The organism is Shewanella sp. NKUCC05_KAH (assembly GCF_019345585.1).
GTDB lineage: Bacteria > Pseudomonadota > Gammaproteobacteria > Enterobacterales > Shewanellaceae > Shewanella > Shewanella oncorhynchi.
The window spans coordinates 20,567-43,674 of sequence record NZ_JAHKQZ010000011.1; the positions used below are offsets into that span (position 1 = coordinate 20,567).

Annotated in this window: 24 protein-coding genes and 1 other RNA gene; 15 read left to right on the top strand and 10 right to left on the bottom strand. The window is 46.7% G+C overall.

Annotation, left to right across the window (positions count from 1 at the left end; translation table 11 throughout):
- The first annotated feature begins 9 nt into the window (after window positions 1–9).
- Both KO533_RS11290 and KO533_RS11295 read left to right on the top strand, forming a co-directional pair.
- A complete protein-coding gene (locus KO533_RS11290; RefSeq protein WP_173248106.1) occupies window positions 10–1,446 on the top strand; it encodes an AAA family ATPase in 1,437 nt (478 codons plus the stop codon).
- 48 nt (window positions 1,447–1,494) lie between these two features.
- A complete protein-coding gene (locus KO533_RS11295) occupies window positions 1,495–2,334 on the top strand; it encodes a Dam family site-specific DNA-(adenine-N6)-methyltransferase (protein WP_131525404.1) in 840 nt (279 codons plus the stop codon).
- Window positions 2,335–2,352: 18 nt separating this feature from the next.
- Here the strand turns inward: KO533_RS11295 and KO533_RS11300 are convergent, their stop codons facing one another.
- Together KO533_RS11300 and KO533_RS11305 are read right to left on the bottom strand one after the other, a co-directional pair.
- Window positions 2,353–2,538, bottom strand: coding sequence for a DUF2970 domain-containing protein (locus KO533_RS11300; RefSeq protein WP_105250532.1), 186 nt, complete (start codon window positions 2,536–2,538; stop codon window positions 2,353–2,355).
- Window positions 2,538–2,903, bottom strand: a complete 366-nt coding sequence (locus KO533_RS11305; protein WP_219254171.1) for a hypothetical protein — start codon at window positions 2,901–2,903, stop codon at window positions 2,538–2,540. The genes KO533_RS11300 and KO533_RS11305 overlap by 1 nt, the downstream gene beginning before the upstream one ends.
- Before the next feature lie 276 nt (window positions 2,904–3,179).
- Between KO533_RS11305 and rpe the strand changes: the two genes are divergently transcribed.
- The 3 genes from rpe (at window position 3,180) to trpS (ending at window position 5,600) form a co-directional block, all read left to right on the top strand.
- Entirely contained in the window at window positions 3,180–3,854 is a 675-nt protein-coding gene (gene rpe / locus KO533_RS11310) for a ribulose-phosphate 3-epimerase (RefSeq protein WP_012090481.1), read from the top strand.
- 2 nt (window positions 3,855–3,856) lie between these two features.
- A complete protein-coding gene (locus KO533_RS11315; protein ID WP_219254173.1) occupies window positions 3,857–4,534 on the top strand; it encodes a phosphoglycolate phosphatase in 678 nt (225 codons plus the stop codon).
- A gap of 67 nt (window positions 4,535–4,601) precedes the next feature.
- The gene (gene trpS / locus KO533_RS11320) at window positions 4,602–5,600 is read left to right on the top strand and encodes a tryptophan--tRNA ligase (RefSeq protein ID WP_131525401.1); all 999 of its coding nucleotides are present in this window, start codon (window positions 4,602–4,604) and stop codon (window positions 5,598–5,600) included.
- 61 nt (window positions 5,601–5,661) lie between these two features.
- On the opposite strand, the gene KO533_RS11325 is transcribed toward trpS, so the two are convergent.
- Window positions 5,662–6,534: a LysR substrate-binding domain-containing protein gene (locus KO533_RS11325; RefSeq protein WP_219254175.1), complete on the bottom strand. Its 873-nt coding sequence runs from the start codon at window positions 6,532–6,534 to the stop codon at window positions 5,662–5,664.
- 120 nt (window positions 6,535–6,654) lie between these two features.
- Between KO533_RS11325 and KO533_RS11330 the strand changes: the two genes are divergently transcribed.
- A complete protein-coding gene (locus KO533_RS11330; protein WP_219254177.1) occupies window positions 6,655–7,539 on the top strand; it encodes a DMT family transporter in 885 nt (294 codons plus the stop codon).
- Window positions 7,540–7,614: 75 nt separating this feature from the next.
- On the opposite strand, the gene dolP is transcribed toward KO533_RS11330, so the two are convergent.
- The 4 genes from dolP to KO533_RS11350 form a co-directional block, all read right to left on the bottom strand.
- Entirely contained in the window at window positions 7,615–8,181 is a 567-nt protein-coding gene (dolP, locus tag KO533_RS11335) for a division/outer membrane stress-associated lipid-binding lipoprotein (protein WP_105250526.1), read from the bottom strand.
- The gene (locus KO533_RS11340; protein ID WP_105250525.1) at window positions 8,178–8,771 is read right to left on the bottom strand and encodes a phosphoheptose isomerase; all 594 of its coding nucleotides are present in this window, start codon (window positions 8,769–8,771) and stop codon (window positions 8,178–8,180) included. Before KO533_RS11340 ends, dolP begins: the two co-directional genes overlap by 4 nt.
- Window positions 8,772–8,879: 108 nt before the next feature.
- On the bottom strand, window positions 8,880–9,206 hold the full coding sequence (locus KO533_RS11345; protein WP_105250524.1) for a YraN family protein: 327 nt from the start codon (window positions 9,204–9,206) through the stop codon (window positions 8,880–8,882).
- On the bottom strand, window positions 9,203–11,104 hold the full coding sequence (locus KO533_RS11350; RefSeq protein ID WP_219234831.1) for a penicillin-binding protein activator: 1,902 nt from the start codon (window positions 11,102–11,104) through the stop codon (window positions 9,203–9,205). Before KO533_RS11350 ends, KO533_RS11345 begins: the two co-directional genes overlap by 4 nt.
- 88 nt (window positions 11,105–11,192) lie before the next feature.
- Here KO533_RS11350 and rsmI point away from each other — a divergent pair, with 88 nt between their 5' ends.
- The 5 genes from rsmI to KO533_RS11375 all read left to right on the top strand — a co-directional run bounded on the left by rsmI (window position 11,193) and on the right by KO533_RS11375 (window position 13,927).
- Window positions 11,193–12,035, top strand: a complete 843-nt coding sequence (rsmI, locus tag KO533_RS11355; protein WP_105250522.1) for a 16S rRNA (cytidine(1402)-2'-O)-methyltransferase — start codon at window positions 11,193–11,195, stop codon at window positions 12,033–12,035.
- Between the two features lie 65 nt (window positions 12,036–12,100).
- An RNA gene (gene rnpB / locus KO533_RS11360) (RNase P RNA component class A) lies at window positions 12,101–12,452 on the top strand.
- 372 nt (window positions 12,453–12,824) lie between these two features.
- The gene (locus KO533_RS11365; protein WP_113941447.1) at window positions 12,825–13,148 is read left to right on the top strand and encodes a DUF883 C-terminal domain-containing protein; all 324 of its coding nucleotides are present in this window, start codon (window positions 12,825–12,827) and stop codon (window positions 13,146–13,148) included.
- Between the two features lie 9 nt (window positions 13,149–13,157).
- Entirely contained in the window at window positions 13,158–13,649 is a 492-nt protein-coding gene (locus KO533_RS11370) for a hypothetical protein (RefSeq protein WP_219254179.1), read from the top strand.
- Window positions 13,650–13,672: 23 nt separating this feature from the next.
- Window positions 13,673–13,927 (top strand): hypothetical protein, encoded by a 255-nt coding sequence (locus KO533_RS11375; RefSeq protein ID WP_113941445.1) that lies wholly within the window; start codon window positions 13,673–13,675, stop codon window positions 13,925–13,927.
- Window positions 13,928–13,954: 27 nt separating this feature from the next.
- Here the strand turns inward: KO533_RS11375 and KO533_RS11380 are convergent, their stop codons facing one another.
- The gene (locus KO533_RS11380; protein ID WP_219254181.1) at window positions 13,955–14,587 is read right to left on the bottom strand and encodes a TetR/AcrR family transcriptional regulator; all 633 of its coding nucleotides are present in this window, start codon (window positions 14,585–14,587) and stop codon (window positions 13,955–13,957) included.
- Window positions 14,588–14,825: 238 nt separating this feature from the next.
- Here KO533_RS11380 and KO533_RS11385 point away from each other — a divergent pair, with 238 nt between their 5' ends.
- On the top strand, window positions 14,826–15,530 hold the full coding sequence (locus KO533_RS11385; RefSeq protein WP_219254183.1) for a DJ-1/PfpI family protein: 705 nt from the start codon (window positions 14,826–14,828) through the stop codon (window positions 15,528–15,530).
- Between the two features lie 65 nt (window positions 15,531–15,595).
- Here the strand turns inward: KO533_RS11385 and KO533_RS11390 are convergent, their stop codons facing one another.
- Together KO533_RS11390 and KO533_RS11395 are read right to left on the bottom strand one after the other, a co-directional pair.
- Window positions 15,596–17,242 carry a hypothetical protein gene (locus KO533_RS11390; protein ID WP_219254185.1) on the bottom strand — a complete coding sequence of 549 codons (1,647 nt, stop codon included), beginning with the start codon at window positions 17,240–17,242 and terminating at the stop codon, window positions 15,596–15,598.
- Window positions 17,243–17,433: 191 nt separating this feature from the next.
- Window positions 17,434–18,654, bottom strand: a complete 1,221-nt coding sequence (locus KO533_RS11395) for a threonine/serine exporter family protein (RefSeq protein WP_105250515.1) — start codon at window positions 18,652–18,654, stop codon at window positions 17,434–17,436.
- A 157-nt stretch (window positions 18,655–18,811) separates the two neighbouring features.
- Here KO533_RS11395 and KO533_RS11400 point away from each other — a divergent pair, with 157 nt between their 5' ends.
- The 3 genes from KO533_RS11400 (at window position 18,812) to gntR (ending at window position 23,097) form a co-directional block, all read left to right on the top strand.
- Window positions 18,812–19,222, top strand: a complete 411-nt coding sequence (locus KO533_RS11400) for an MAPEG family protein (RefSeq protein ID WP_219251805.1) — start codon at window positions 18,812–18,814, stop codon at window positions 19,220–19,222.
- Between the two features lie 215 nt (window positions 19,223–19,437).
- Window positions 19,438–21,876, top strand: a complete 2,439-nt coding sequence (locus KO533_RS11405) for a YgiQ family radical SAM protein (protein WP_219254187.1) — start codon at window positions 19,438–19,440, stop codon at window positions 21,874–21,876.
- Between the two features lie 222 nt (window positions 21,877–22,098).
- A complete protein-coding gene (gene gntR, locus KO533_RS11410) occupies window positions 22,099–23,097 on the top strand; it encodes a gluconate operon transcriptional repressor GntR (RefSeq protein ID WP_113941439.1) in 999 nt (332 codons plus the stop codon).
- The last annotated feature ends 11 nt before the right edge of the window (window positions 23,098–23,108 follow it).

Consider the following 23,108-nt stretch of genomic DNA (forward strand, 5'->3'; position numbering starts at 1 on the left):
GGTGGGCGAGTGACGTTTCAGGGTTCTGTCTTGCTTCCTTCTCAGGAAGCCCTCATACAAAGAATGCATCATGTTGCCAGTTATAGCGATCAGCTGCTGGTGCTTTCTGGTGTCAGCGGTTCAGGAAAAACGACCTTAGTTACCGGATTAGCGACCGATTTTGACGAGTCAAATGCGGCATTTGTGATTTGTCCTATGCATGCCGATAACGCTGAGATACGCCGCAAAATTCTAGTCCAGCTAATTTCATCCCCTATTTTTGACGACGACATTCCCCTCGCCGATACTCTGTTGCGGCTTGCGAGTACGCAAACTAAACCTTTACATATTATTATCGATGATGCGCATTTATTACCTAAGGCGCTCTGGGCTGAGTGTATTATTCTCAATCAGATCCAGTGTGCGGGTAAGAATATTGCCGTCACGCTCACGGTTCCACCGGCATTCTTAGCGGACCTATTGCCACAATTACCCGAGCCATTGCGGCGGCAAATATTGCCTATCAGTATTGAGCCGTTAACCATGCCAGAGCGTGAAGCTTTGTATCAAACATTGCTGAGATACAGCGATCAAAACCCTTTTACGCCAAGGGAAATCGTACGCAGTCAGCTTGAGAAGCAAACGGGTACGCCGCAAGAAGTGGTCAATCTGTTAGATAAAGCCTTGCATAGCCCGCAAGAGAAAACATCTTCTTGGATGAAATATAAAGCTGTGATGGTGACAGCTGTGAGCATGTTGTTAGCGCTAGGTATTTGGCTTGGTGTTACTCAACCATTTTCTGAAGAGCAAGCCCTAGAGACTGCGACTTTTCCTGCGATAGATTCCCCCGTTTTCTTGTCCTATGGGCAAAAAATCTTAGCCCCCTATTTTGCTCTGCGCGCTGATCAATTAAAGTTTGCCGCCGTACCCGTGACAGTTAACGAAATAGAAACATCCAAAGCCAAAACAGAACCGGCTGTCGATCCATTAAGTGAATTCCATGGTGAGGCACCACATCCTGAGCCTGATGATGCAGCCTTAGTGAGTGTTGGTGAAGTGAGTAGCAAGTCTTTTGGTGGTGATGAGCCAACTGTGGATGCAGAGCCTCAAGCTAAAACGGTAGGTGTTCAGTCCCCAGCGCCAGAGGTGGCAAAGGTTGATAAAACAGTTTTGGAACCGCAAAAGCCACTCAAAGGTTATACCGTACAAATAGCGAGTGTTGCTCAGCTAGATACCCTGCGTTCGACATTAAAGAGTCTTGAGAATGTCGAGGGCGTTCGAGTCGCAAAGTATAAACAGCGATGGGTTGTCCTCGTTGGTCACTATAGCAGTAGCAAATTGGCTTCGAATGCGGCGGCGCAATTGGTTAAGGAGTATCGTTTTGAGCAACCTTGGGTCAGAAAATGGGCCGATTTGAAAGATTATCAAGTAGAAGAAAGTCTCTCAAATCGTGAAATTTCAGAATAAACAGAGTACAATCATGGCCTTTATTTTTGTCGGCATTCATCAAGTTAAATGATAAAAAAACACAGAGCCTTCCTTAAGTGGGCTGGCGGTAAATTTAAATTGGTGGATGATTTAGCCAGTTATTTACCCGCAGGAGACCGTTTGGTCGAGCCGTTTGTGGGTGCAGGATCCGTTTTCTTGAATACGGATTATCCTAGCTACCTGCTCTGTGACATTAATCAGGACTTGATCGAGTTATATCAGATAGTGAAGCATCAACCGGAAGCATACATTGCCGCAGCTAAAGCATTGTTTGTCGATGAGATGAATCAAAAGGAAGCTTACTATCAGGTGCGTACCGACTTTAATAAATGTCGCGACCCTTTCCAGCGTTCTGTGTATTTTCTTTATTTAAATCGCCATGGTTTTAATGGCTTATGCCGTTATAACCGTAAGGGTGGCTTCAATGTGCCCTTTGGCTCCTATAAAAAACCTTATTTCCCCGAAAAGGAAATCTGGGCCTTTTCTGAAAAAGCGCAACGTGCTGAGTTTAAATGCATTGGTTACGAAAAAGCCTTTGAGCAGACACGCAGTGGCGATGTTATCTATTGCGATCCACCTTACGCACCGTTATCTACTACATCCAGTTTCACGACATATGTTGGTGCCGGTTTTAGTTTAGACGATCAAGCACTACTGGCTCGTCATTCGCGCCATACCGCGTTAGAGCGTGGTATTCCGGTATTGATTAGTAATCACGATATTCCATTAACTCGCGAGTTATATCGCGGCGCGCATTTAGCGAAAATTCAAGTGCAACGCAACATTAGCCAAAACGGCAGTGGTCGTAATAAAGTGGATGAGTTGATGGCGCTATATGATGAAAACTACGATCCAAAAGACGACTAGTTTCAACATAAATAACGTTTAGCTAAGCACTTGTCCTACGAGAAACATCAGACTTGCCACTAAGATGACAGCTAATACTATGCCCATCACTATGTAGGGCAATGGGGAACTGGTTTGAAAATCTTTTTTACGATTTTCGCTAGTTTGTACCCCGAAAAAGGCGGCAACGGTACTGTGGAATACTTGCCAAATGCGGCTAAGCATTAATAGGCGAGATGCGACGTAGTGGGCTTGAGATCATCCATAGGTTTATCTTGATGACCATGTAATAGCTCAAGTAGATCGACAAAGTGGAACTGACTTGAACGGTTTTTACCTGTAAGCCACGTTTTCCAGCTTAAGGTTTGTGCTTGATCGGCGCAGCGATTATTAGGGTGGCTACTGGGCAGCGCATTGTTGTAACGAGTGTCATTGCTACAAGCGCAAGATGCAGTTTCGGTATTTTGCGTAAGTTTTTCAACGCCAAAAGCTAGCGTGGCCACTACAACTGCAGTAAATGCCAACATCATAGATGACTTAAATGTCGCCGACCTAACATAGTGTGAAAACTGACTAAACCGCTCCATCATAACGCTTCCTTTGGAATGAACCAGCACTGCGCCTCGAGTATAACAAACTCGCTTAGTTTATGAACAAAAAATTATCAATTCCAGCCAAAATGCTCGGAAATATTAGCTTATTTTACCGAATCTAAGCCCCAATTTACTGCGATAGCTGCAGAGTGTGCTGCTTTGCTGACATAGGCATAGCGGATCAATTGCCAGAAATGTGGCTTTAGCTATAGAGGCTTAGCTTGGCTCAGGGTAAAATAAGGCACTTTTTATCCAAATAGCAGCGAGTGTTTTATGCGTCCATTCTTGATTGCTCCATCAATTTTATCTGCCGATTTTGCCCGTTTGGGTGACGATGTAAAAGCTGTGTTAGATGCGGGAACCGACGTAGTACATTTTGATGTGATGGATAATCACTATGTTCCTAACTTAACGATTGGCCCTATGGTGTGCCAAGCACTGCGTAACTATGGGATTACCGCTGATATTGATGTGCATTTGATGGTTAAGCCAGTTGATCGTATCGTGCCTGATTTTGCTAAAGCGGGCGCGTCTATTATTACTTTCCACCCAGAAGCTTCTGAGCACGTCGATCGCACACTTCAGCTCATCAAAGAGTGCGGTTGTAAGGCAGGTCTCGTGTTTAATCCTGCGACACCACTGCATTATCTTGACCATGTGATGGATAAGCTCGACGTGATCCTATTGATGTCAGTGAATCCTGGTTTTGGTGGTCAATCCTTTATTCCATCAACCTTAGATAAGCTGCGCCAAGTGCGTGCGCGTATTGATGCCAGTGGTTTTGATATTCGCTTAGAAGTCGATGGCGGCGTTAAGGTCGACAATATCGCCGAAATCGCGGCCGCCGGTGCGGACATGTTTGTTGCGGGCTCGGCTATTTTCGGCAAGCCCGATTATAAGGCCGTTGTTGATGAGATGCGTGCCGAACTTGCTAAAGTTGGGGCATAGCCATGTGGGATAAGATTAAAGCGATTGCGTTTGATCTAGATGGCACGCTGATTGACAGTGTGCCTGACCTAACCGTTGCCACGCAGGAAGCCTTAGCCGAGTTAGGTTTGAAGAGCTGCTCTGAGGCGCAAGTTCGTACTTGGGTCGGTAACGGTGCAGAGATGTTGATGCGCCGTGCTATGAGTCATACTTTGGGTACGGATGTTGAGCAAACAACCCTTGATGCGGCTATGCCGATTTTTATGCATCATTATCAAGAAAATCTTGAAAAGCACAGTGCGCTGTATAGCGACGTGCATCAAGTGCTGCAAACTTTGTTTGATGCAGGCTTTAAGTTAGCGGTTGTCACCAATAAACCCTATCGTTTTACCATGCCATTACTCAATGCTTTTGGGATTAACGACTTTTTCAGCTTAGTGTTAGGTGGCGATACCTTAGCTAAGATGAAGCCCGACCCTTTGCCGCTGCAGCATTTATTGCATGAGTGGCAATTGGAGAAAACTGAGTTATTGATGGTCGGCGATTCTAAAAACGACATTTTAGCGGCGAAAGCGGCTGGGATAGCGTCAATCGGCTTGACCTACGGCTACAACTACGGTGAAGATATTGGGCTCAGTGGCCCAGATGCCGTATGTGGGCAATTTAGTGAGATTCTGAACTGGGTAAAACCTACCAAGTAATGGGGGTTACCTGTTCTTTAGTCGATTTTTTAGTCTTTTTATATATAGATAGTGGAGCAATGACGTAATGACCAAACCCATAGTACTCAGCGGTGCACAGCCGTCCGGCGAATTAACCATAGGTAACTACATGGGTGCATTGCGTCAATGGGTTGCGATGCAAGATAGCCACGACTGCCTGTATTGTGTAGTTGATTTGCATGCCATTACCGTGCGCCAAGATCCTAAAGCGTTGCGCGAAGCGTGTTTAGATACCTTAGCCCTGTATTTGGCCTGTGGCGTCGATCCTAAAAAGAGTACAGTGTTTATCCAGTCACAGGTGCCACAACATACGCAATTGGGTTGGGCATTAAACTGCTATACCCAAATGGGTGAGTTGAGCCGCATGACTCAGTTTAAAGATAAATCACAAAAGCACGCTAACAACATCAACGTGGGTTTATTTGGCTACCCAGTGTTGATGGCGGCGGATATTCTGATTTATCAAGCGAACGAAATCCCTGTTGGCCAAGATCAGAAACAACACCTTGAGTTAACACGTGATATCGCTACTCGTTTTAACAATGCCTATGGTGATACTTTCACCATTCCTGAGCCGTTTATTCCTGAACTTGGCGCTAAAGTCATGTCGCTGCAGGAGCCGCTAAAGAAGATGTCTAAGTCAGACGATAACCGTAATAACGTTATCGGCCTGCTAGAAGATCCGAAATCAGTGCTGAAGAAGCTGAAAAAAGCCATGACAGACAGTGATGAGCCGCCAGTCGTGCGTTTTGATGTGGATAATAAACCGGGTGTTTCTAACCTGCTGAGTCTTATGTCGGGTGTGACAGGGCAAAGCATTGCGAGCCTAGAAGCCGAGTTTGAAGGCAAGATGTATGGCCATTTGAAAGGTGCAGCAGGTGAAGCGGTTGTGAGCATGTTAGAGCCACTGCAAGAGCGTTACCGCGCGATTCGTGCCGACCGTGCTTACTTAGACCAAGTGATGAAAGCTGGTGCACAGAGTGCGCAGGCGCGCGCCGAAGTGACCCTGAAGAAAGTGTATGAGAAGATTGGTTTGTTAGTGTAATCAATCGATCGATAAATTAAGCCGACGTTCGCGTCGGCTTTTTTGTGCCTGTAAATTCATCCTAAGCCTGTGATTTTAGCCAAGATGAGAAAGCGGCAATCGCAGGTTCTGATAAACGGCGTTGCTTACAAAAGAAGGTAAATTCAAATCCGGTATGCACATCGGGCAGATTCAAGGCGACTAAACGCCCTGTGGTGATATCGCCAGCCACCATAAAGTCCGGCGCTAGGGCTAAGCCTTGGCCAGCAATCGCCGCTTCAATCGCCATCACAATATGACTAAACACATGCTGTTGTTCGTTATCGAGTGGTATTTGGTGCGCCGATGACCACTTGTGCCAGTCGAGCCCTAATGGTCCTTCATCAACCACAAGCAGAGCTTGTTGCTGGAAATTACTCAGGCTTATGTCGCGCCATTTAAGGTAAAAACTGGGGCTGCATACAGGAATTAAACGCTCTTTGTGCAGTAACTGTTGCCAATAGCCACGTTGATTTAGCTTACCGGCGATGAAGATATCCGCGGTGCTGGTGCTTAGATCAGGATCTTGGGTGATCATCTCGAGGCGGATTTTCACGCTCGGATATTGGCGGCGAAAATCGGTGAGTCTGGGGATCAACCATTTCACCGAGAAGGAGCTATAAACGGCTAAGCACAGCTGCTGATTGGGCGTGTCGCGAACCTTCAAATTAAGGTCGCTTAACTCGTTGAATATCCGCTCTAACTCTAGAAATAGTCCGTGCCCCTTAGGCGTTAACTGCAGTTTACGCCCCTGACGGTCGAACAGTTGCTCGCCAAAATACTCTTCTAATACTCGCACTTGGTGAGACACTGCACTTTGGGTGATGCACAGTTCATCGGCGGCCTTAGAAAAATGCTGCTGTCTGGCGGCAGCTTCAAACACTTGTAGAGCGCGTAATGGCGGGAGCTTTCTCATGATTTTCAATATCTAAAGGCTTTAGTATGAATTTAATTCATCTAGCATGAGAAAGCATCATTTCAGCTTAAGTTTTGCGAGGATTATCATGCCGCCATTGAGATTTATGGATGTTAAAAAATGCAACGCCCAGTAGTTATTGGTTTGATTTTATTGATAGTAGGTAACCTATTCAGTGCCTTCTATGATGTGTCGATCAAGTGGTTACCGGACGATGCGAGTGCCTCGACTTTCCTCCTTGTCAGGCAAATATCTTCAGTATTTATGTTGTTGCCAGTGTGGCTGTATTCGCAGCGCCCGATGACGACACATATCTCAGTTCACCTTTGGCGTGCCAACATAGGCTCAGTTGGCGCGCTTTTTTTAATTATTGGCTTAATGGCATTGCCGCTCGCGACAGTTAGCTCATTGTTTTATTCCGCACCGCTAATGATTATTTTGATGGGGTATTTCTTCCTGAGCGAGAGGATCACCGCTGCTCAGACAATCTGTACTGGCTTAGGTTTTGTCGGCATCTTGATTATCCTGCGACCGAGTGAAATGAACTGGTACGGCATTGCTGTACTGTTTTCTGCTTTTACTTTTGCAGTGAATCAGTTAGCACTTAAAAAAGTGCCCCATGCTGAGCATCCTGTGCTAACGCTAATGCTATATAACTTACTGGGTATTCCGGCAACGTTAGTGATTGCAGCGTTTCAGGGTATTGAGGGTTTGAGTTGGGAGCTGGTGGGCGTGGCCTTGCTGAGCAACGCATTTTTATTGGTTTATCACTGGTTTTGTGTGCTGGCTTACCGCAAGGCACAGGCGAGTGATATCGCGATTGCGGAATACACAGGCTTGTTGTTTATTGTCTTTTTAGGCTGGTTGTTGTTCGATGAATGGTTGGATAACTTAAGTTGGCTCGGTGCAGCCTTAATCGTATTGCCTTCATTGTTTTTACCTTGGCTAGGTTCGCTCCTATCAAAATCGACACCTAAGATAGCAGATACACTCACGGGAAAATAACAGCGAGGGTTTAAGCCTAAGTGGGCGAGTTGGCTCACCACTTAGGCTTAAGTTTTAAATAGGTAAACTGCAAAATTACTTAGCATACTCAAATACTTTCACCACTTTACGCACGCCAGCAGTATTACGGGCGATATCAACAGCTAAGTCTGCTTGTGAGCGATGAATAACCCCCAGCAGGAAGACTTCACCATTTTCAGTGATGACTTTAATGCGAGTCACATCCAAATCTTTTTCGTTCAGCATGCGGCCCTTCACTTTGGTTGTAACCCAAGTGTCATTGCTGCGGGTGGTGAAAGAGGTTGGATTGCCAATGCGGATTTGATTATGTATTTTGCCGCCGAGCTTAAGATCTTGTACGACCTTGATGGCTTTATCCCTTAACGTAGAGTTAGGGGCTTGGCCTATCATAAGTACATTGCCATTGACGGATACACCTGTGATATTCGTTTGTTTTTTAAGATCTTCTTGCTCTAGCAGTGCGCTGGTGATCTTAAAATCGGTATTGGTATCATCAAGCTGAGTCTTAACAGTACGTTCGTCGTTGGCCATCATAGCGCCACTGACTGCGCCCACCATAACGGCACCGGCGCAGCCTTGAAGCAGCAAGCAAACCATTAACAGCGGGGCAGCGTGTCTCATTGCTGCTCGTCCTGTGGGAAGAGGGTGCGGTCAATATTGTCACACAGGCAATGGATCACCAGTAGGTGCACTTCTTGGATACGTGCAGTGACATTTGAAGGTACGCGGATTTCCACATCGTTCACGCTCAGTAGGCCAGCCATAGCGCCGCCATCTTTACCTGTTAGCGCTACGATAGTCATGTCGCGGCTTAATGCGGCTTCAATGGCTTTAATCACGTTACCTGAGTTACCACTGGTCGAGATTGCTAGCAGAATGTCGCCCGGTTGACCTAAGGCAAAAATCTGTTTTGAGAAAATCTCATCATAGCTATAGTCGTTGGCGATAGCTGTGATGGTTGAAGTATCGGTAGACAGAGCGATGGCTGGTAAGGGTGGACGCTCAATCTCGTAGCGGTTTAGCAGTTCTGCTGAGAAATGTTGCGCATCACCAGCACTGCCGCCGTTACCGCAAGCAAGGATTTTATTGCCACCCAAAAGACAGTGCACCATCATCTCGGCCGCTTTGGCGATGGATTCTGGCAGTGCTTCGGCTGCATCGATTTTTGTCTGGATAGATTCAGTAAAGCTGTCTTTAATGCGTTCTAACATGGATAAATCCTTTCAGGATAAAGTGTTGCTATCATGCCATATTTCCACAAGCGTGTTGAGGCACAGACGTTAAAATAATTTGTGTAGTCACTCTTTCACTATTGGCGCTTAAAAGGCATCGACCAGCCAATGAATTTGATCGGCTTCCATGGCGATGACATCGAAACGACAGGGCACATCGAGTCTATTGAGTTGTAAATAGTGGCTAGCCGCTTTGCGAATTCGCGAAATCTGCGCGCTGCTTAAGGCCTGTAATGCGCCGCCATATTGATTTGCCGAACGATACTTCACTTCGACAAATACCCAATGGTTTTTATGGCGCATGATTAAATCAATTTCCCCAAACGGATAGCGGACATTACGTTCGACAAAAGTTAAGCCTTGTTGTTCAAGGTAACGTTGGGCGTGCGATTCTGCCTGCTGTCCGAGTGTCATAACTGGCGGAAGCTACCTCTTTCATAACGTCCCCAGCTTAATTGGCGGTTGACTATGCCATCTGGACTGACAGATAAAGCACCACTGCGACCATTGAATTGATAACCCGTGAATGAGCGCATTTGCGCCAAACGGCCGATCAAATCCATTGCATCATAACCCATAACAAACAAACGTTTCTGACTGTTATTCCAGCCCGAAAATAGTGTGTTGACCATCAGATTTTCTTCGCCGTTTTGCATTAGCCAAGGTGCGTCGCTTAGGGTCAGGTTATTTAAATCCTGCGCCGTTTGTGTGCTTTCATTTTCAACTCGGCTGCGGCTTGAGGTATATAAAGGCACAGGTTGTGTGAAAACGCTAAAGTTGACGTCGATAAAGGCCTTGAGCAGGGTTAGATCCTGTGGCGTTGAAATCATATAAATGGCATCAATATCTTGGCGTGAACGGAAGTCGGCTTGTACTGAATTGCCTAACAGCTCTTTAATACGGGCGATCCGCTCTTGGCTATCGCGCACGCCAAGGGCATCTTGTACTGTGGTGCGCATTTTATCACCGCCATCGAAGTAGTGAACTTCGACAGGGTTATCGCTCTTCTTTTTCCATGCTTGAATAAAGCTTTCGGCCATGCGTTTGCCAAGGGCATCGTTACTGGCGAGCAGTAACGGCATAGTTACGCCATCTTGATATAAATGCTCCGCCGCATCGGCCGCCTCTTGTGCGGGAGATAATGCAAAGTAGAACCTATTCGGATCGGGGGTGAACTTATCAACTTGATTTAAGAATAGTTGTGGTACAGGCGCAGCAGGTGCTGTTGCTGTATTGGCCGTTTTGTCTGGGTTAGCAGTATTAGTCACCGTATTAGTGACGGCTGTGTTTGCCGCATTGATCACTTGCAGTTGTTCAATTTCAGTAGGCAATAATGGGCCAATAATAAATTCGGCTCCCGCAGTTAGCGCCTGTTGGTAAGCGCTGGCAGCATCGTTTGCCGTGTCATAAAAGTTGACTGCGACTTGGTCATTTTGCTTGGCCATGTAACTGGCTAATATGCCTTGGCGAATTGCATTGGCAGCGTTAGCTCTTGGACCCGTCAGCGGCAACAGCACAGCAATGTTTTTTGGCGTAAATGGCTTAGCGTTTAAGGCTCTGTCAAGATCGGCGGGCAGCTTAGCCGCTGCAGGATGATAAGGATTTTGTTTCTGCCATTCGCCTAAGTAGCGTACTAACTGTGTCGGATCGACAGCATAATGTTTCGCGATATAAGCCAATTGCAACCAACCCGTAAACACAGGAGTCTTAGCATCTTGGGTAAAGGCTTTTAAGGTTTGTTCGTGCATTGGTTGCAGAACTTGCCAAATCGCGTTATTCACCTCGTTGGCTTGGGCGGGGGGCAAGTAAGTCGTCAGTAAACTCAGTTCACGCACTTGCTCAATAGGCTGTTTATTCAATTGATATAAATGCGCCTTGAATTGGTGATAAGCCGTCATCTGCCAGCTTGGCAAACTCCAATTGCTTGGATAATTCAGAACTTTAAGTGCATCACTATAGGTGGACGTGTGTTCAAGCACGCGTGCGGTCAAGTATTTATGTTCGGCCAGAAATGTTGGGCTCTGATTCAAGCTTGGCTGTATTGATTTTAGTAGCTTCTGCGCCGCTGCGTAGTCGTTGGCATTGATGTAGGCATGGGCTGCGAGCAGCAGATTAGTATCGCGCTGCTGCGGATCTTTGCTATTGGCGGCTTGTGCCAAATACACATTGGCCGACAAAGGTGCGGATGCTAAAGAGGTGGCCACTGTGGGTGCAGTTCCGGTCGAGGTGGGCGTTGAAGTGCCACAACCCGCCAAGATTACCGATAAAATGGCCACGGAAACGAACTTAGTTGTATTCAGGCTTTTTAACACTGGGCTTCACTCTGGTAAGATGCAGCCTCTAGTTTAACCTTCTCTCGCGCTTGACGAAAGTCTTGGCACTGTCATTACAGAGGTATATATGGACCAAAGCGTCGCACTCTACATAGTTCCTACTCCCATAGGTAATTTGGGCGATATGAGCTCACGGGCAATAGAGGTGCTGAATCAGGTTTCATTGATCGCCTGTGAAGATACTCGCCACAGCGGTAAGTTATTGAGCCACTTTGGTATTACTACAAAAACTACGGCGCTGCATGACCATAACGAGCGTGCTCGTGCCCAGTGGATTGTCGATCAGCTTGCAGCTGGGCTGTCGATTGCATTAATTTCAGATGCGGGTACCCCGTTGATTTCCGATCCGGGTTATCACTTGGTTTCCCATGTGCGCCAATCTGGGTTTAATGTGATCCCCTTACCCGGCCCTTGCGCGGCAATTACCGCACTGAGCGCCTCGGGTTTGCCATCGGACCGTTTTTCTTTCGAAGGTTTTCTGCCCTCTAAAGAAAAAGCCCGCGCTGATAAGTTATTGGCATTGAAAGAAGATCCGCGCACGCTGATATTTTATGAATCACCACACCGCATTGAGCACAGTCTAACGACTATGGTTGAAGTGCTTGGTGGCGAACGCCATGTCGTCATGGCGCGTGAAGTGACCAAAACCTTCGAAACTTTTTTATCTGGCCCTGTCTCAGAGGTGCTTGCCACTGTTAGTACTGACCCGAATCAGCAGAAGGGTGAAATCGTGCTTATGGTGCATGGCTACCATTTGAGTGATGACGAAGCAATTCCCACCGTCGCCATTAATACGCTCAAACTCTTATGTGAGGAATTGCCATTGAAGAAAGCTGCAGCAATTGCCGCGCAAATTCATGGACTTAAAAAGAACGCTCTGTACAAATACGGCCTAGAGTCTGATTTATAAGCGCTAAAACGGTTACGAGCGGATTATCTGTGGTGCATCAGGGTGGCTTAGGCTATAATCCGCGCCGAGTTGGCCAGACAGTCGCCGCGTTCGCAAGAACGGGGAGGAAAGTCCGGGCTCCAAAGAGCGGGGTGCCAGGTAACGCCTGGGCGGTGCGAACCGACGACAAGTGCAACAGAGAGTAGACCGCCTGCCTGATTTATCAGGTCGGTAAGGGTGAAAGGGTGCGGTAAGAGCGCACCGTGCGGCTAGCAATAGTTCGTAGCAAGGTAAACTCCACCCGGAGCAAGACCAAATAGGGTTCCGTATGGCGTGGCTCGCGTTGGAACCGGGTAGGTCGCTTGAGCCTGTGAGCGATTGCAGGCCTAGATGAATGACTGTCCAAGACAGGACCCGGCTTATCGGCCAACTCACCTCATTCAACAAAAAGCCCGTTTGTCGTAATGACAAACGGGCTTTTTGTTTTTTAATTTATACGGTAATGATAAATTTTATTTGATTAACTCATTAAAAAATCAGAGTTATCTTGTTCTCCCGTACATTCAGTCTATCGCTTATTTAGCTTTCAGTTTAGCCGCCATTACAGCCATTTCTCGCCTTTCTTCGTCGCAGGTAAAAATTACTCAATGCAGGTAACATCTACCGTTAACTGAGAGGGTTAATAGAAATAATGTAACTCTAACATTTTGTTTTTATGCGTTTATATTGTTTGGTATAGCCATTGCATTGGTTTGTACGCAAAGTGCAGCATCTTGTTGCATTGCACAGTGTCCACCAAGGAGGCTTTCTATGGCCAGTTCAAAAAGCGTAGCAGAACAAACTAACAGTAAAGATAGCGGTGCTTTAAATTCACCCACAACAGCGAAAGCAACTGAAGTGACGCACCATGCCGTTGATGCAGTAGCAGAGAAAGCCGCAGTTGCAGAAGACACTTTGCGTAAAACGGCGGCTAGCTCACAGGAAACTCTGGCGCTCAAGCAGGAGGAAATCAAATTACAACTGCAAAGTTCTTATAGCAAAACCCGTGAGTTGGCAGCGCAAAATCCATTGGCCACAGCTGGGATTGCCTTTGCCGCTGGTGTGGTATTAACGGCTTTATTGCGCCGTCGCTAAGGTGGATTTATGCAAAACCGTGCAAGGTCAGAGGCGCCAGAACAAAGGCCCGTCCAGCATAGTGCGCAAACCGCCAAAACTGGGCAGACAGCATCAGCTGCTGCCCAGCATAAAGTTATTGATCAGGCAATGGAGCAACTGGCTGAAATAGCTGTTCTTAGCAGTTCAGTGAAGCAAGCCTATCTCGAGCAGTTGAAGTTGGCCGGGAAAATAGCAACGGCAGAATGGCGGTTAACAGGGCGTAGCCTGATTATCGCTGCGGCTTTAGTCGTCTGTTTTGGTACTGGCATTACGTTATTCTGGGGCAGTATTTTATTGCTGTTGGGCTATATGCTGTTTCAATTGAGCGGTTCGTTATTGGCCACAGTGAGCGCTTTGGTGGTGCTACAGTTTGTTTTATTGCTTTGGTGTTGGCGTAGTCTTGGCTATGTGCTGTCACAAACTGGCTTTTCGAAGACTTGGCAGCAATTACAGCTTTTGCTCTCGACTCGAGAGTCGTAACATCAAAAATAGGGGGCGCGAGTATGCTAATTCAACAGTTACTTAAAAAACAGCAGTTGAAGCTGACTGTGCTGACGGAACAAGGCCAGTTGCAGCATGATTTGTTACTGATGAGGAAACGACAATTAGCACAAAGCAGTCGTGATTTTATAGGGTCGACACCAGGTTTAATCGTCAGTTTTAGCCTTGGCTGCCTGTTTCAAATGCGCCACAACAGCACTGTAAAACTACTGCGTAGCACTTTTGGTTTGCGTTGGATTACCAAACTCATCGCTTGAGAATGTGTAAATGCTGTGATTTTTACCTTAATGATTTCCATTGGTGCAGGTATGGGTTTCGCTGCTATTAGTTGTCGTCAATGCTGCTACAATCATGCCTCGAGTCAGTAAGTGTAAGTATTTTGCTTGTTGTGTAGGACAAGGTGTGGGACTGGCGATAAGTTGTTGAATTTGGCTTAAATAAAGAGCTGCTATGCTATGGGCTAGTGTGTAGCTTGGAATAATAAATTCGTCAGTGTTGAAGGTGTTGATCAATTTATTTTCAATATGTTGCACAAGTTTAGTTTGTAATTGTTTAGTTGCTGCATCGAGGTCGCTACCTAGTCTAAATGACATGGAACGGCGAAACATGCTGTTTCGGCTAAAAGTAATAAGCAGTTTTTCCAATGAGGGTGGTGTGTTGGTTGAAAGCCAGTCTTCGGTTGACCGTAGATCTTCAAAGATATTTTCAAAAATATTTTGATGTAGTGCAATAAGAATATCCAGCTTACGTTTGAAGTAGCGATAAAACGTCGTGCGCCCGACATCGGCTTTGTGCGCAATATCTGCCACTGCAATATCACGATAATCTTGCTGTTTAAGCATTTCCTTGAAAACGTGGAGAACCTTGAGCATCGCTCGCGGGCTTTGTTCTATGCGCATGTGGGGCTTGGTGTGCATACTGGATTTTGCTCCAAATTCAATTCAGGCGTTTGATTATACATTAGCCTCAATGGCTCTTGTGTTGTGATTTTTGCTTAAGTGGAACAGATAGGCTCAGGTGTACCATTTGAAACATTCGGGCGAGTTTGTGCCTGATGGTTAGGAATAATGGGCTTTATAGTGATGATCATAGGGTTAACTGCAACGACAGTGTTACCTGAAATATGAAATTGTCACTACCGATGGAGAATCTGTGATGAGTGAAAATATTGAAACGGCCCAAAGTGATAAAACAAATAATCCAATCAAACACAAATTAAGAGTAGGTATTTTTCTTTATCCCGGCATGACGATGCTCGATGCCTATGGGCCACTACAGTTTTTAGCCTTTGTGCCATCTTTTGAAACCTTCACTTTTGCGAAAACCAGCATGCTATTACCCTGTGATGCGGGCGTTAACTTACAACCTAATTACGATTTCGATAATTGTCCGCCGATAGATATCCTGTTAGTGCCTGGGAGCGCAAATCCTTTGGCGCAAATACAGGATGAGCAAGTCATTTCTTTCTTAAAACGCAAGGGGGAGCAAGCGCAATACATTACATCTGTATGCACTGGAGCCTTGATTCTTGCGGCAACAGGTTTACTTAATGGTTATCGCACGACCACTCACTGGGCTTATGCTTCAGTATTGGCACAATATCCTCAAATTACTTTTGAAAATAAACGTATTGTGATTGACCGTAATCGGATCAGTGGCGGCGGTATTACTGCAGGGCTCGATTTTGCTTTGGCACTCATTGCCAATATAGAGGGTGAACAACAGGCTAAAACTCTGCAGTTATTGTTTGAATATGATCCTAAACCGCCCTTTAATTGCGGTTCTCCCATATTGGCAGACGCTTCTCTGGTACAGAGGGTTGAGCAGGAGGTTAGGCTGATAGCGTCAGGATTATTTTAGGCCACAAGGCGCCAAAGATTGTCTTAAAAAGTACATAGTTCATACGATTGTTATGTACCTTAGGTTTAAAAACTGCTTTTCACTAGGAATCGCCATTCCCAGCTGTTTACTGACTCGCCGCCCGTGTAAGGGAGTGAAAAATCGATATGGGCTACGTTGCCATAGCTGGATCGAGAGGAATAAATCCGTGCGCCTATACCTATGCTACCCAGTGGACCGCTGACTTCGTTATTCTCGGCGAGTTGGCCGCCGGAGGCTTGACCCAGATCGGCAAAGACTGCCCAGCCTAATTCAGCCAGTTGGTATAAGTTGATATTGGGGTAGTTGCGTATCTCGGCGGTCAGTAACCACTGATTATCCCCTTGCTGGTATTCGTTTGGATAACCGCGCACGCCAGTTTCATCCCCTAATCCTTTTGTTAGATCCAGATAAGTGTTCTGTGAAAGGCTAGCCCAAGCTTTGCCATAAGCCGTCCACTTAGGATGAATTTGATAGAAGTATTCGGCTTGAATATCAACCTTATAAGTATCTTTTTGGGTGGTGCCGATAGTGCTTGTTCCCCCCATTTCTAACAGCCACAGTTGATCGTTAAACTTATACCCGCCAGTGCTTTGCCAGTTAACGTGGTAGCCTAAGGGATTATTATCACCTATATCATTGGTTTCTATTCCGAATTTTACATAGTGATGCCAACCTAAGTTAAAGTCTTCATTGTTGGTGATCAGGTGAACATTATTCAGTACGTGGAAATCATCTTCGATAAACTCGTAGGCGACCCAAGGGTACATAAAGTCCCTGTCTTGAGGGAGCATGGAAGTAGGATAGCGCTCAGAATGGGCAAACTCGTGCTTGTCTTGGGTGACACCAGTAATAAAGCGAGAAAGGTGCTGACTGTTTTTATTAATTAACCAGCCGTATTGCAGATTGAGATAGTCGACTGTGTGTGTGAACTCATTCACCTCTTGCCCATTTTGTCTGAGGGTATCTGTACGGTTATCGTCTAAAAACTCCGCCGAATACATAGTACTCGTATTGAGGGAATAGAAGGGCTTACTCACATAAACGTGTTTAGCTTGGCCGTCGCTATTGTCGTAGAACTCAGCGGCAACTGTGCCGTGTTCAATAATGCTGAGCGGCGCTTCGAAAGCAAATTTATAGCCATTCCGGGATTCATTAGATTGATATTTAAGTCGAGTGCGGATCCCCGTTCCAAGCAAGTTGTCTTCTTTGAGCCCGAAGGAGTAACGGGTGTCGCCACCTGAACTACTCAAACTCGCTGTCGGTAATAATGACCAATTATCCCAGGTCTCCACCACCACGGACTCAACGGATGGATCGACATCGGCTTGGGGATCTTTTTCTGCGATATAAATTTTGGCGTCGCGAATGTAAGGCACTGCGCGTAACAGGCGTTGGGATTCGTCGAGATCTTTCTGGGTGACAGTATCATTTTCGCTGAAAGTTAAATTATCGAGAACCACATATTCTTTGGTATTGATATGCAGGGCGTTAGCCCAGCGGTGAATGAAAAAAGCATCGGGATCTGACTCATCAAAAATAGGGTTGTTGACCACCACAATCTTGCTGACTTTTTGTTTTGTTTGATCTTGGTTTGCGGGATCGGCGAGCTTAGCCTCTTCTGCTTGGGCAACTCTGATTAGGTTGCCAACACAACAAGATAGGATGCATGCATACTGAAAAAATTTCTGCATAAAAGGCCACTCCCATGAAATCGACGACTGCAGCGAAAACAATTTCACGTTGCAATTCACAATTTAATAACACATGGAAAGCGAGTGTTAGTCAAGGAAACATTTTAATAAGTTTCTTATTTTACTTAAGGTTAGCTTAAGATTATCTTGAGGTGGCGGCTGGGCGCGGGCTCCAGCCGGATTAGCGATTGTTACAGTGTACGCCTAGGTGGGACTGCGACGTTAGCAAAGATGAGCCCCGCAATTAGCGACATAAAAATCAAAAAGATTTGCGAGCCTATGTGCGACTGATTGAGCATGGTCTCACCTGAGATCAGTGCATTGAGTCCGATATAGGTTTTACTGCCGGGGACTAAGATCACTATTCCCTGCAACAAGGCGATGGAGGCAGGCGCCTTCATCCAGCGGGCGAAGAGGTTAGAATAAATTCCTACTGCCAAGGCACCAAAGAAGATCCCCACCGAATCACCAAAATAATGTCCGCCGAGCATGGCTGAGAAAAACGCCACTATCCCAGCCAATACGCCCCAAGGCGAATCTTGCATCCTTGCTTTGAAGATAAAAACCAGCGCCATAGATAGAATCGGAACCGCCGACCAAATTGCCCAGCGAGGTAAACCCTCTGGTTCAATATGAATCGCTTCGCCGAACATAGCTTTACCGATTGCCATGCCGAGCACTGCGCCAAAGTACAGCTTAAATAATTGCATGCTCGCATCCATGATGCGCGCCGTGCCAGAAATTAAATCCCGTGCGGCGAGTTCGGCTAAACCTAAGGTTAAGGCTAAGCCGGGAATAAAAATAATAATGGAGGAGAGGATCACTACTGGGATATTAATATTTGGATCGATACGCGCTATGCCACAGGCTGCGATGGCGCAAAGGATAGTGGCGAAGGGTTCGAGCACTTCGGCCATGCGGGCCGAGCGTTCGGCACGGTATACCAAGCCATAGACGAATAAGCCTAATAATCCTGACCAAAATACATCGTTCCAACCCGTGCCCATCAGCATAGCGAAAGCGGCGGCAGAAGTTCCAAAAGAAAAGCAAGTTAATACAGGGCCATAGGGATTGGGTTTATTGGCAATTTCTTCTAAGCGATCTAAGGCCTCGGCCAAAGTGCGTTTGCCTGAGGTTAACTCATCGACCAATTCATCGGTGCGGGCGAGTGAGCCTAAATCGAGTTCACCAGGCTTAACGCGAGCGGCATGGTTATATTCTTGATCGGTATCATGTTGCAAAACGAAGGTCATCGACGTCGGAGAAATAAGGAAATAGCCTTCGATACCTAAGGTGCGAGCAACGGTTTGTAAGTGGGTTTCTAGACGATAAGCGGGTGTGCCAAACTTATGCAAGGCTTTGCCTAGCTTTATGATAAATCTACGTTTTTCGATAAACTCGTCGTTATCCAATCGGGGTATTCACTGTATAAAAAGTTGTAGGGAATGACGCGCGCATATTAACCTATCTTGTCTATAAAAGGTTAATGGCTTTTAACCTTAATACAAATAAATTGCTGATTTTTTGCAGCTCGGGCTATAGTCAGCTTTTTGATAAGGGGAAATAGGCATGTCTTTGATGGTAACGGGTCTTTACGCTAGCCTCACAGGGCTATTAATTGTCGCTTTGGCTTATCGAGTAGTGAAATTAAGGCGAGGTCAGAAAATCGGCCTAGGGGATGGTGGTAACAGCGCCTTAGCTTTGGCTAATCGAGTGCATGTTAACCTGATCGAAAATGCGCCTATCGTATTGATTTTAATGCTGGTGGCCGAAGCGGGTGGCTTGTCTGCATTTTATTTACACTGTTTTGGGACTGTGTGGATAGTGGCGCGCTTACTTCATGCTATTGGCTTAACTCAAGGCCAAGGTGGTTACCATTTTGGTCGTTTTTGGGGCGTATTGCTCACTTGGCTAGTGATTATCAGTTTGGCGTTGGTGAATTTGCTGCATTTTGCTCAAGGTTTAGGAAAGGGTCTCTAGGCCCGCAGGTTTGGGCGGTCAATTCCGCCCTAAGCCATATCCATAGCGGATTTAGGGGTATTACGCTTCCGGCTCAAATACCCCTGAAAATGCCTCGAGTGGTGTTTTTTTAATCGCATCTATCCTCCATTCCCTGCTATACTCCGCGTCCCTAAATTGGCGTAACTTATTTTCGTGGCGCCTTTATTTGACATTACGTTTTCGGGTCACAATCCATGCAAGTTGAATCCACACTCTTTAGTCATCCCAAGTATTGGGCCACGGGCGACAGCACTGCGCCTTTCTTACCTATGTCTCGCAAGGAGATGGATAAGCTTGGTTGGGATAGCTGTGACATCATCATAGTCACAGGCGACGCTTATGTGGATCACCCAAGCTTTGGCATGGCGGTGATCGGCCGTATGTTAGAGGCTCAGGGTTACCGAGTTGGGATTATTTCCCAGCCAGATTGGTCGAGCAAAGACGCCTTTATGCAATTGGGCCGCCCGAATCTGTTTTTTGGCGTCACCGCCGGTAACATGGATTCGATGATCAACCGTTACACTGCCGACCGTCGTTTACGCTCCGACGATGCTTATACTGCGGGGGATATTGGTGGTAAGCGCCCAGATCGCGCCGTGACTGTGTACACCCAGCGTTGTAAAGAAGCCTTTAAAGATGTGCCTGTGATTATTGGTGGTATCGAAGCCAGTTTACGCCGCATCGCCCATTACGATTATTGGTCGGACAAAGTGCGTCGCAGTGTGATTTTCGATGCCAAGGCCGACATTTTGATGTACGGCAACGCCGAGCGTCCTTTAGTCGAAGTGGCACGCCGCTTAGCTGCCGGTGAACCGATAAGCTCGTTGCACGATGTGCGTGGCACAGCCGTTATCCGTAAAGAGCCGCTGCCCGAATGGCGCGGTATGGACTCGCGCAAGATTGACCAACTGCACAAGATAGAGCCGCTGCCGAATCCTTACGGCGCCGATGATGTGGGTTGTGCTAACTTGTCCGGCCCGTCGGATGTGAAGATATTCGATAACGAAGCCCCTAAGCCTATTAGCGTTCAACCGCCTAAACCTAAGCCATGGGATAAAACCTATGTGCTGCTGCCAGCGTTTGAAAAAGTGTCCGAAGACAAATATTTATATGCCCATGCTTCACGGATTTTGCACCAAGAGCAAAACCCAGGTTGTGCCCGTGCGTTATTTCAACCCCATGGCGACCGCGCCGTTTGGGTGAATCCGCCCGCATGGCCGCTCAATACCGATGAGATGGATGCGGTATTCGATTTACCCTATCAGCGCATTCCTCATCCTATCTATGGCAAGGAAAAAATCCCTGCCTACGACATGATCAAGACGTCTATCAACATCATGCGTGGTTGCTTTGGTGGCTGTTCTTTCTGCTCGATTACCGAGCATGAAGGCCGAATCATTCAGAGTCGTTCACAAGAGTCGATTGTTAAAGAAATCAAAGATATTCAGGAAAAAGTGCCAGGCTTTACTGGGGTTATTTCCGATTTAGGCGGCCCAACCGCCAACATGTATCGTTTAGGTTGTACCAGCGAAAAGGCTGAAAAAACCTGTCGTCGTTTATCCTGTGTGTTTCCATCGATTTGCGGCCACTTAGGCACAGATCATAAACATACAATCGACTTGTATCGCGCTGCGCGTGCGGTACCTGGCATCAAGAAAGTATTGATTGCCTCTGGCGTGCGTTACGACTTGGCGATCGAAGATCCAGCTTATGTGAAAGAGTTAGTGCAGCATCACGTTGGTGGCTACTTAAAAATCGCCCCTGAGCATACCGAAGAAGGTCCGCTCAGCAAGATGATGAAGCCCGGCATGGGCGCCTATGATAAGTTTAAAGAATTGTTCGACAAGTTTTCTAAGGAAGCGGGCAAAGAGCAGTTCCTGATCCCTTACTTTATTTCGGCGCATCCAGGCACGACCGACGAAGACATGGTGAACTTAGCGTTGTGGTTGAAGGAGCGTAAGTTCAAGCTCGACCAAGTACAGAACTTTTATCCGTCACCGATGGCGAATGCGACTACGATTTATCATACCGAGTTAAACTCGCTGAAAAACGTCAAGCACACCAGCGAAGTGGTATCTGTGCCGAAGAAAGGGCGTCAACGTCGCTTGCACAAGGCATTGCTGCGTTATCACGATCCTGCAGGTTGGCCATTGATCCGTGAAGGCTTAACCGCCATGGGGCGTGAAGACTTGATTGGTAATAGTCCGCATCAGTTAGTGCCGCCAGAAGGTCGAAATGAGCGCGGACCTAAGTGGATGAAAGATGCTAACCAAGGCCAAAAAGCCTTTACGCGCTTCTCGGGTAATCAATTTGATGACCGCAAGGGCGATGGCAAATCTAAAAGTCCGGCTAAAGGCGGTGCGCAAGCTCAGGCTGGTGCTGAGTCAAAACCAGCCGCTAAAGGCGGAAAACCCGCAGCGAATGGCGCTAAACTAACTGGTGCTAAGCCAACTGACTCTAAACCAACTGGCTCTAAACCTAGTGGAGCCCATTCGAGCCGTCCGGGAGCGAAAGCGCCCTTCGGCCAGTCTGGTTTTAAGGCCGGAGGCTCTCAGGCTAAAGGTGGAAACCCATCAAAAACGGGTGGTAAACCTGCAGGAAAGCCCTCTCAGGGTCGCCAACAGGCTAAGTAACACTTTTCGCCATCACAAATAATGTTCAAAGGCCGCTCCAGATATGAGTTTGGAGTGGCCTAGCTAGCATGGTCATGCCGCTAAAATAGTCCTCAACTGGTATCGCTGGGCGAACTATTATAAGATCCCTGTCTGATGTTTATGTCTACTATTTGTTTATATTCGATATTTTAGCTATACATCTCACCCATATCCGCGGTTCGTTAACTAACATTAGATACTATGAATAAAAAGCGTAGACCCAGTCTTCAAGACGTTGCCGATCAAGTTGGGGTCACCAAAATGACGGTGAGTCGCTATTTAAAAAATCCAACAAGGGTGGCGCAAAGCACTCAAGAGAAGATTGCTGTTGCACTAGAAACCTTAGGTTATATTCCTAATCGCGCGCCGGAAATTTTAGCGCAAGCAACCAGTCGCGCTATTGGCGTGTTAGTGCCTTCGTTAACCAACCAAGTATTTGCTGAAGTGCTGCGCGGTATCGAGAATGTGACCGGCAAACGCGGTTATCAAACCATGCTGGCTCACTACGGGTATCAGGCCGAATTAGAAGAAGAGCGGGTGGCATCACTGCTCTCTTACAATATCGATGGCTTACTCTTGTCCGAAAGTTACCACACGCCGCGTACCGTGCGAATGATTGAAACGGCGGGCATTCCGGTCATCGAAATGATGGATAGCGTGTCGCCTTCGATTCAACAGTGTGTGGGTTTCGATAATACAGCGGCCGCATGTGAAATGGTTAAGGCCATGATTGCACAAGGCTATCGCCACATTGCTTACCTAGGTGCGCGCATGGATATTCGCACTCAGCTTAAGATGCGAGGCTACGAGTTAGCGATGCAGCAAGCTCAGCTTACACCTTTGGCGATGACCACAAATGAGGCATCGTCGTTTTCCTTGGGGGCGTCGTTATTGCAACAAACATTAGCGAAATATCCCTATGTGGATAGCTTTTTTTGCACCAACGATGATTTAGCGGCGGGGGTGATATTTGAGTGTCAAAGACAAGGCATCAAGATCCCTGAACAAATTGGCGTTGCAGGGTTTCATGGCCATGATATTGGCCAATCTATGACGCCAAAATTGGCGAGCATTATTACGCCAAGAAAAGAGATTGGTCGAATTGCTGCCACTGAGCTATTAGACAGGCTAAATGGCAAAGAGATAGCAGAATCGGTTATCGACCTGGGCTATCGTATTGATTTAGGGGAAACACTCTAGACTTCCCCTCG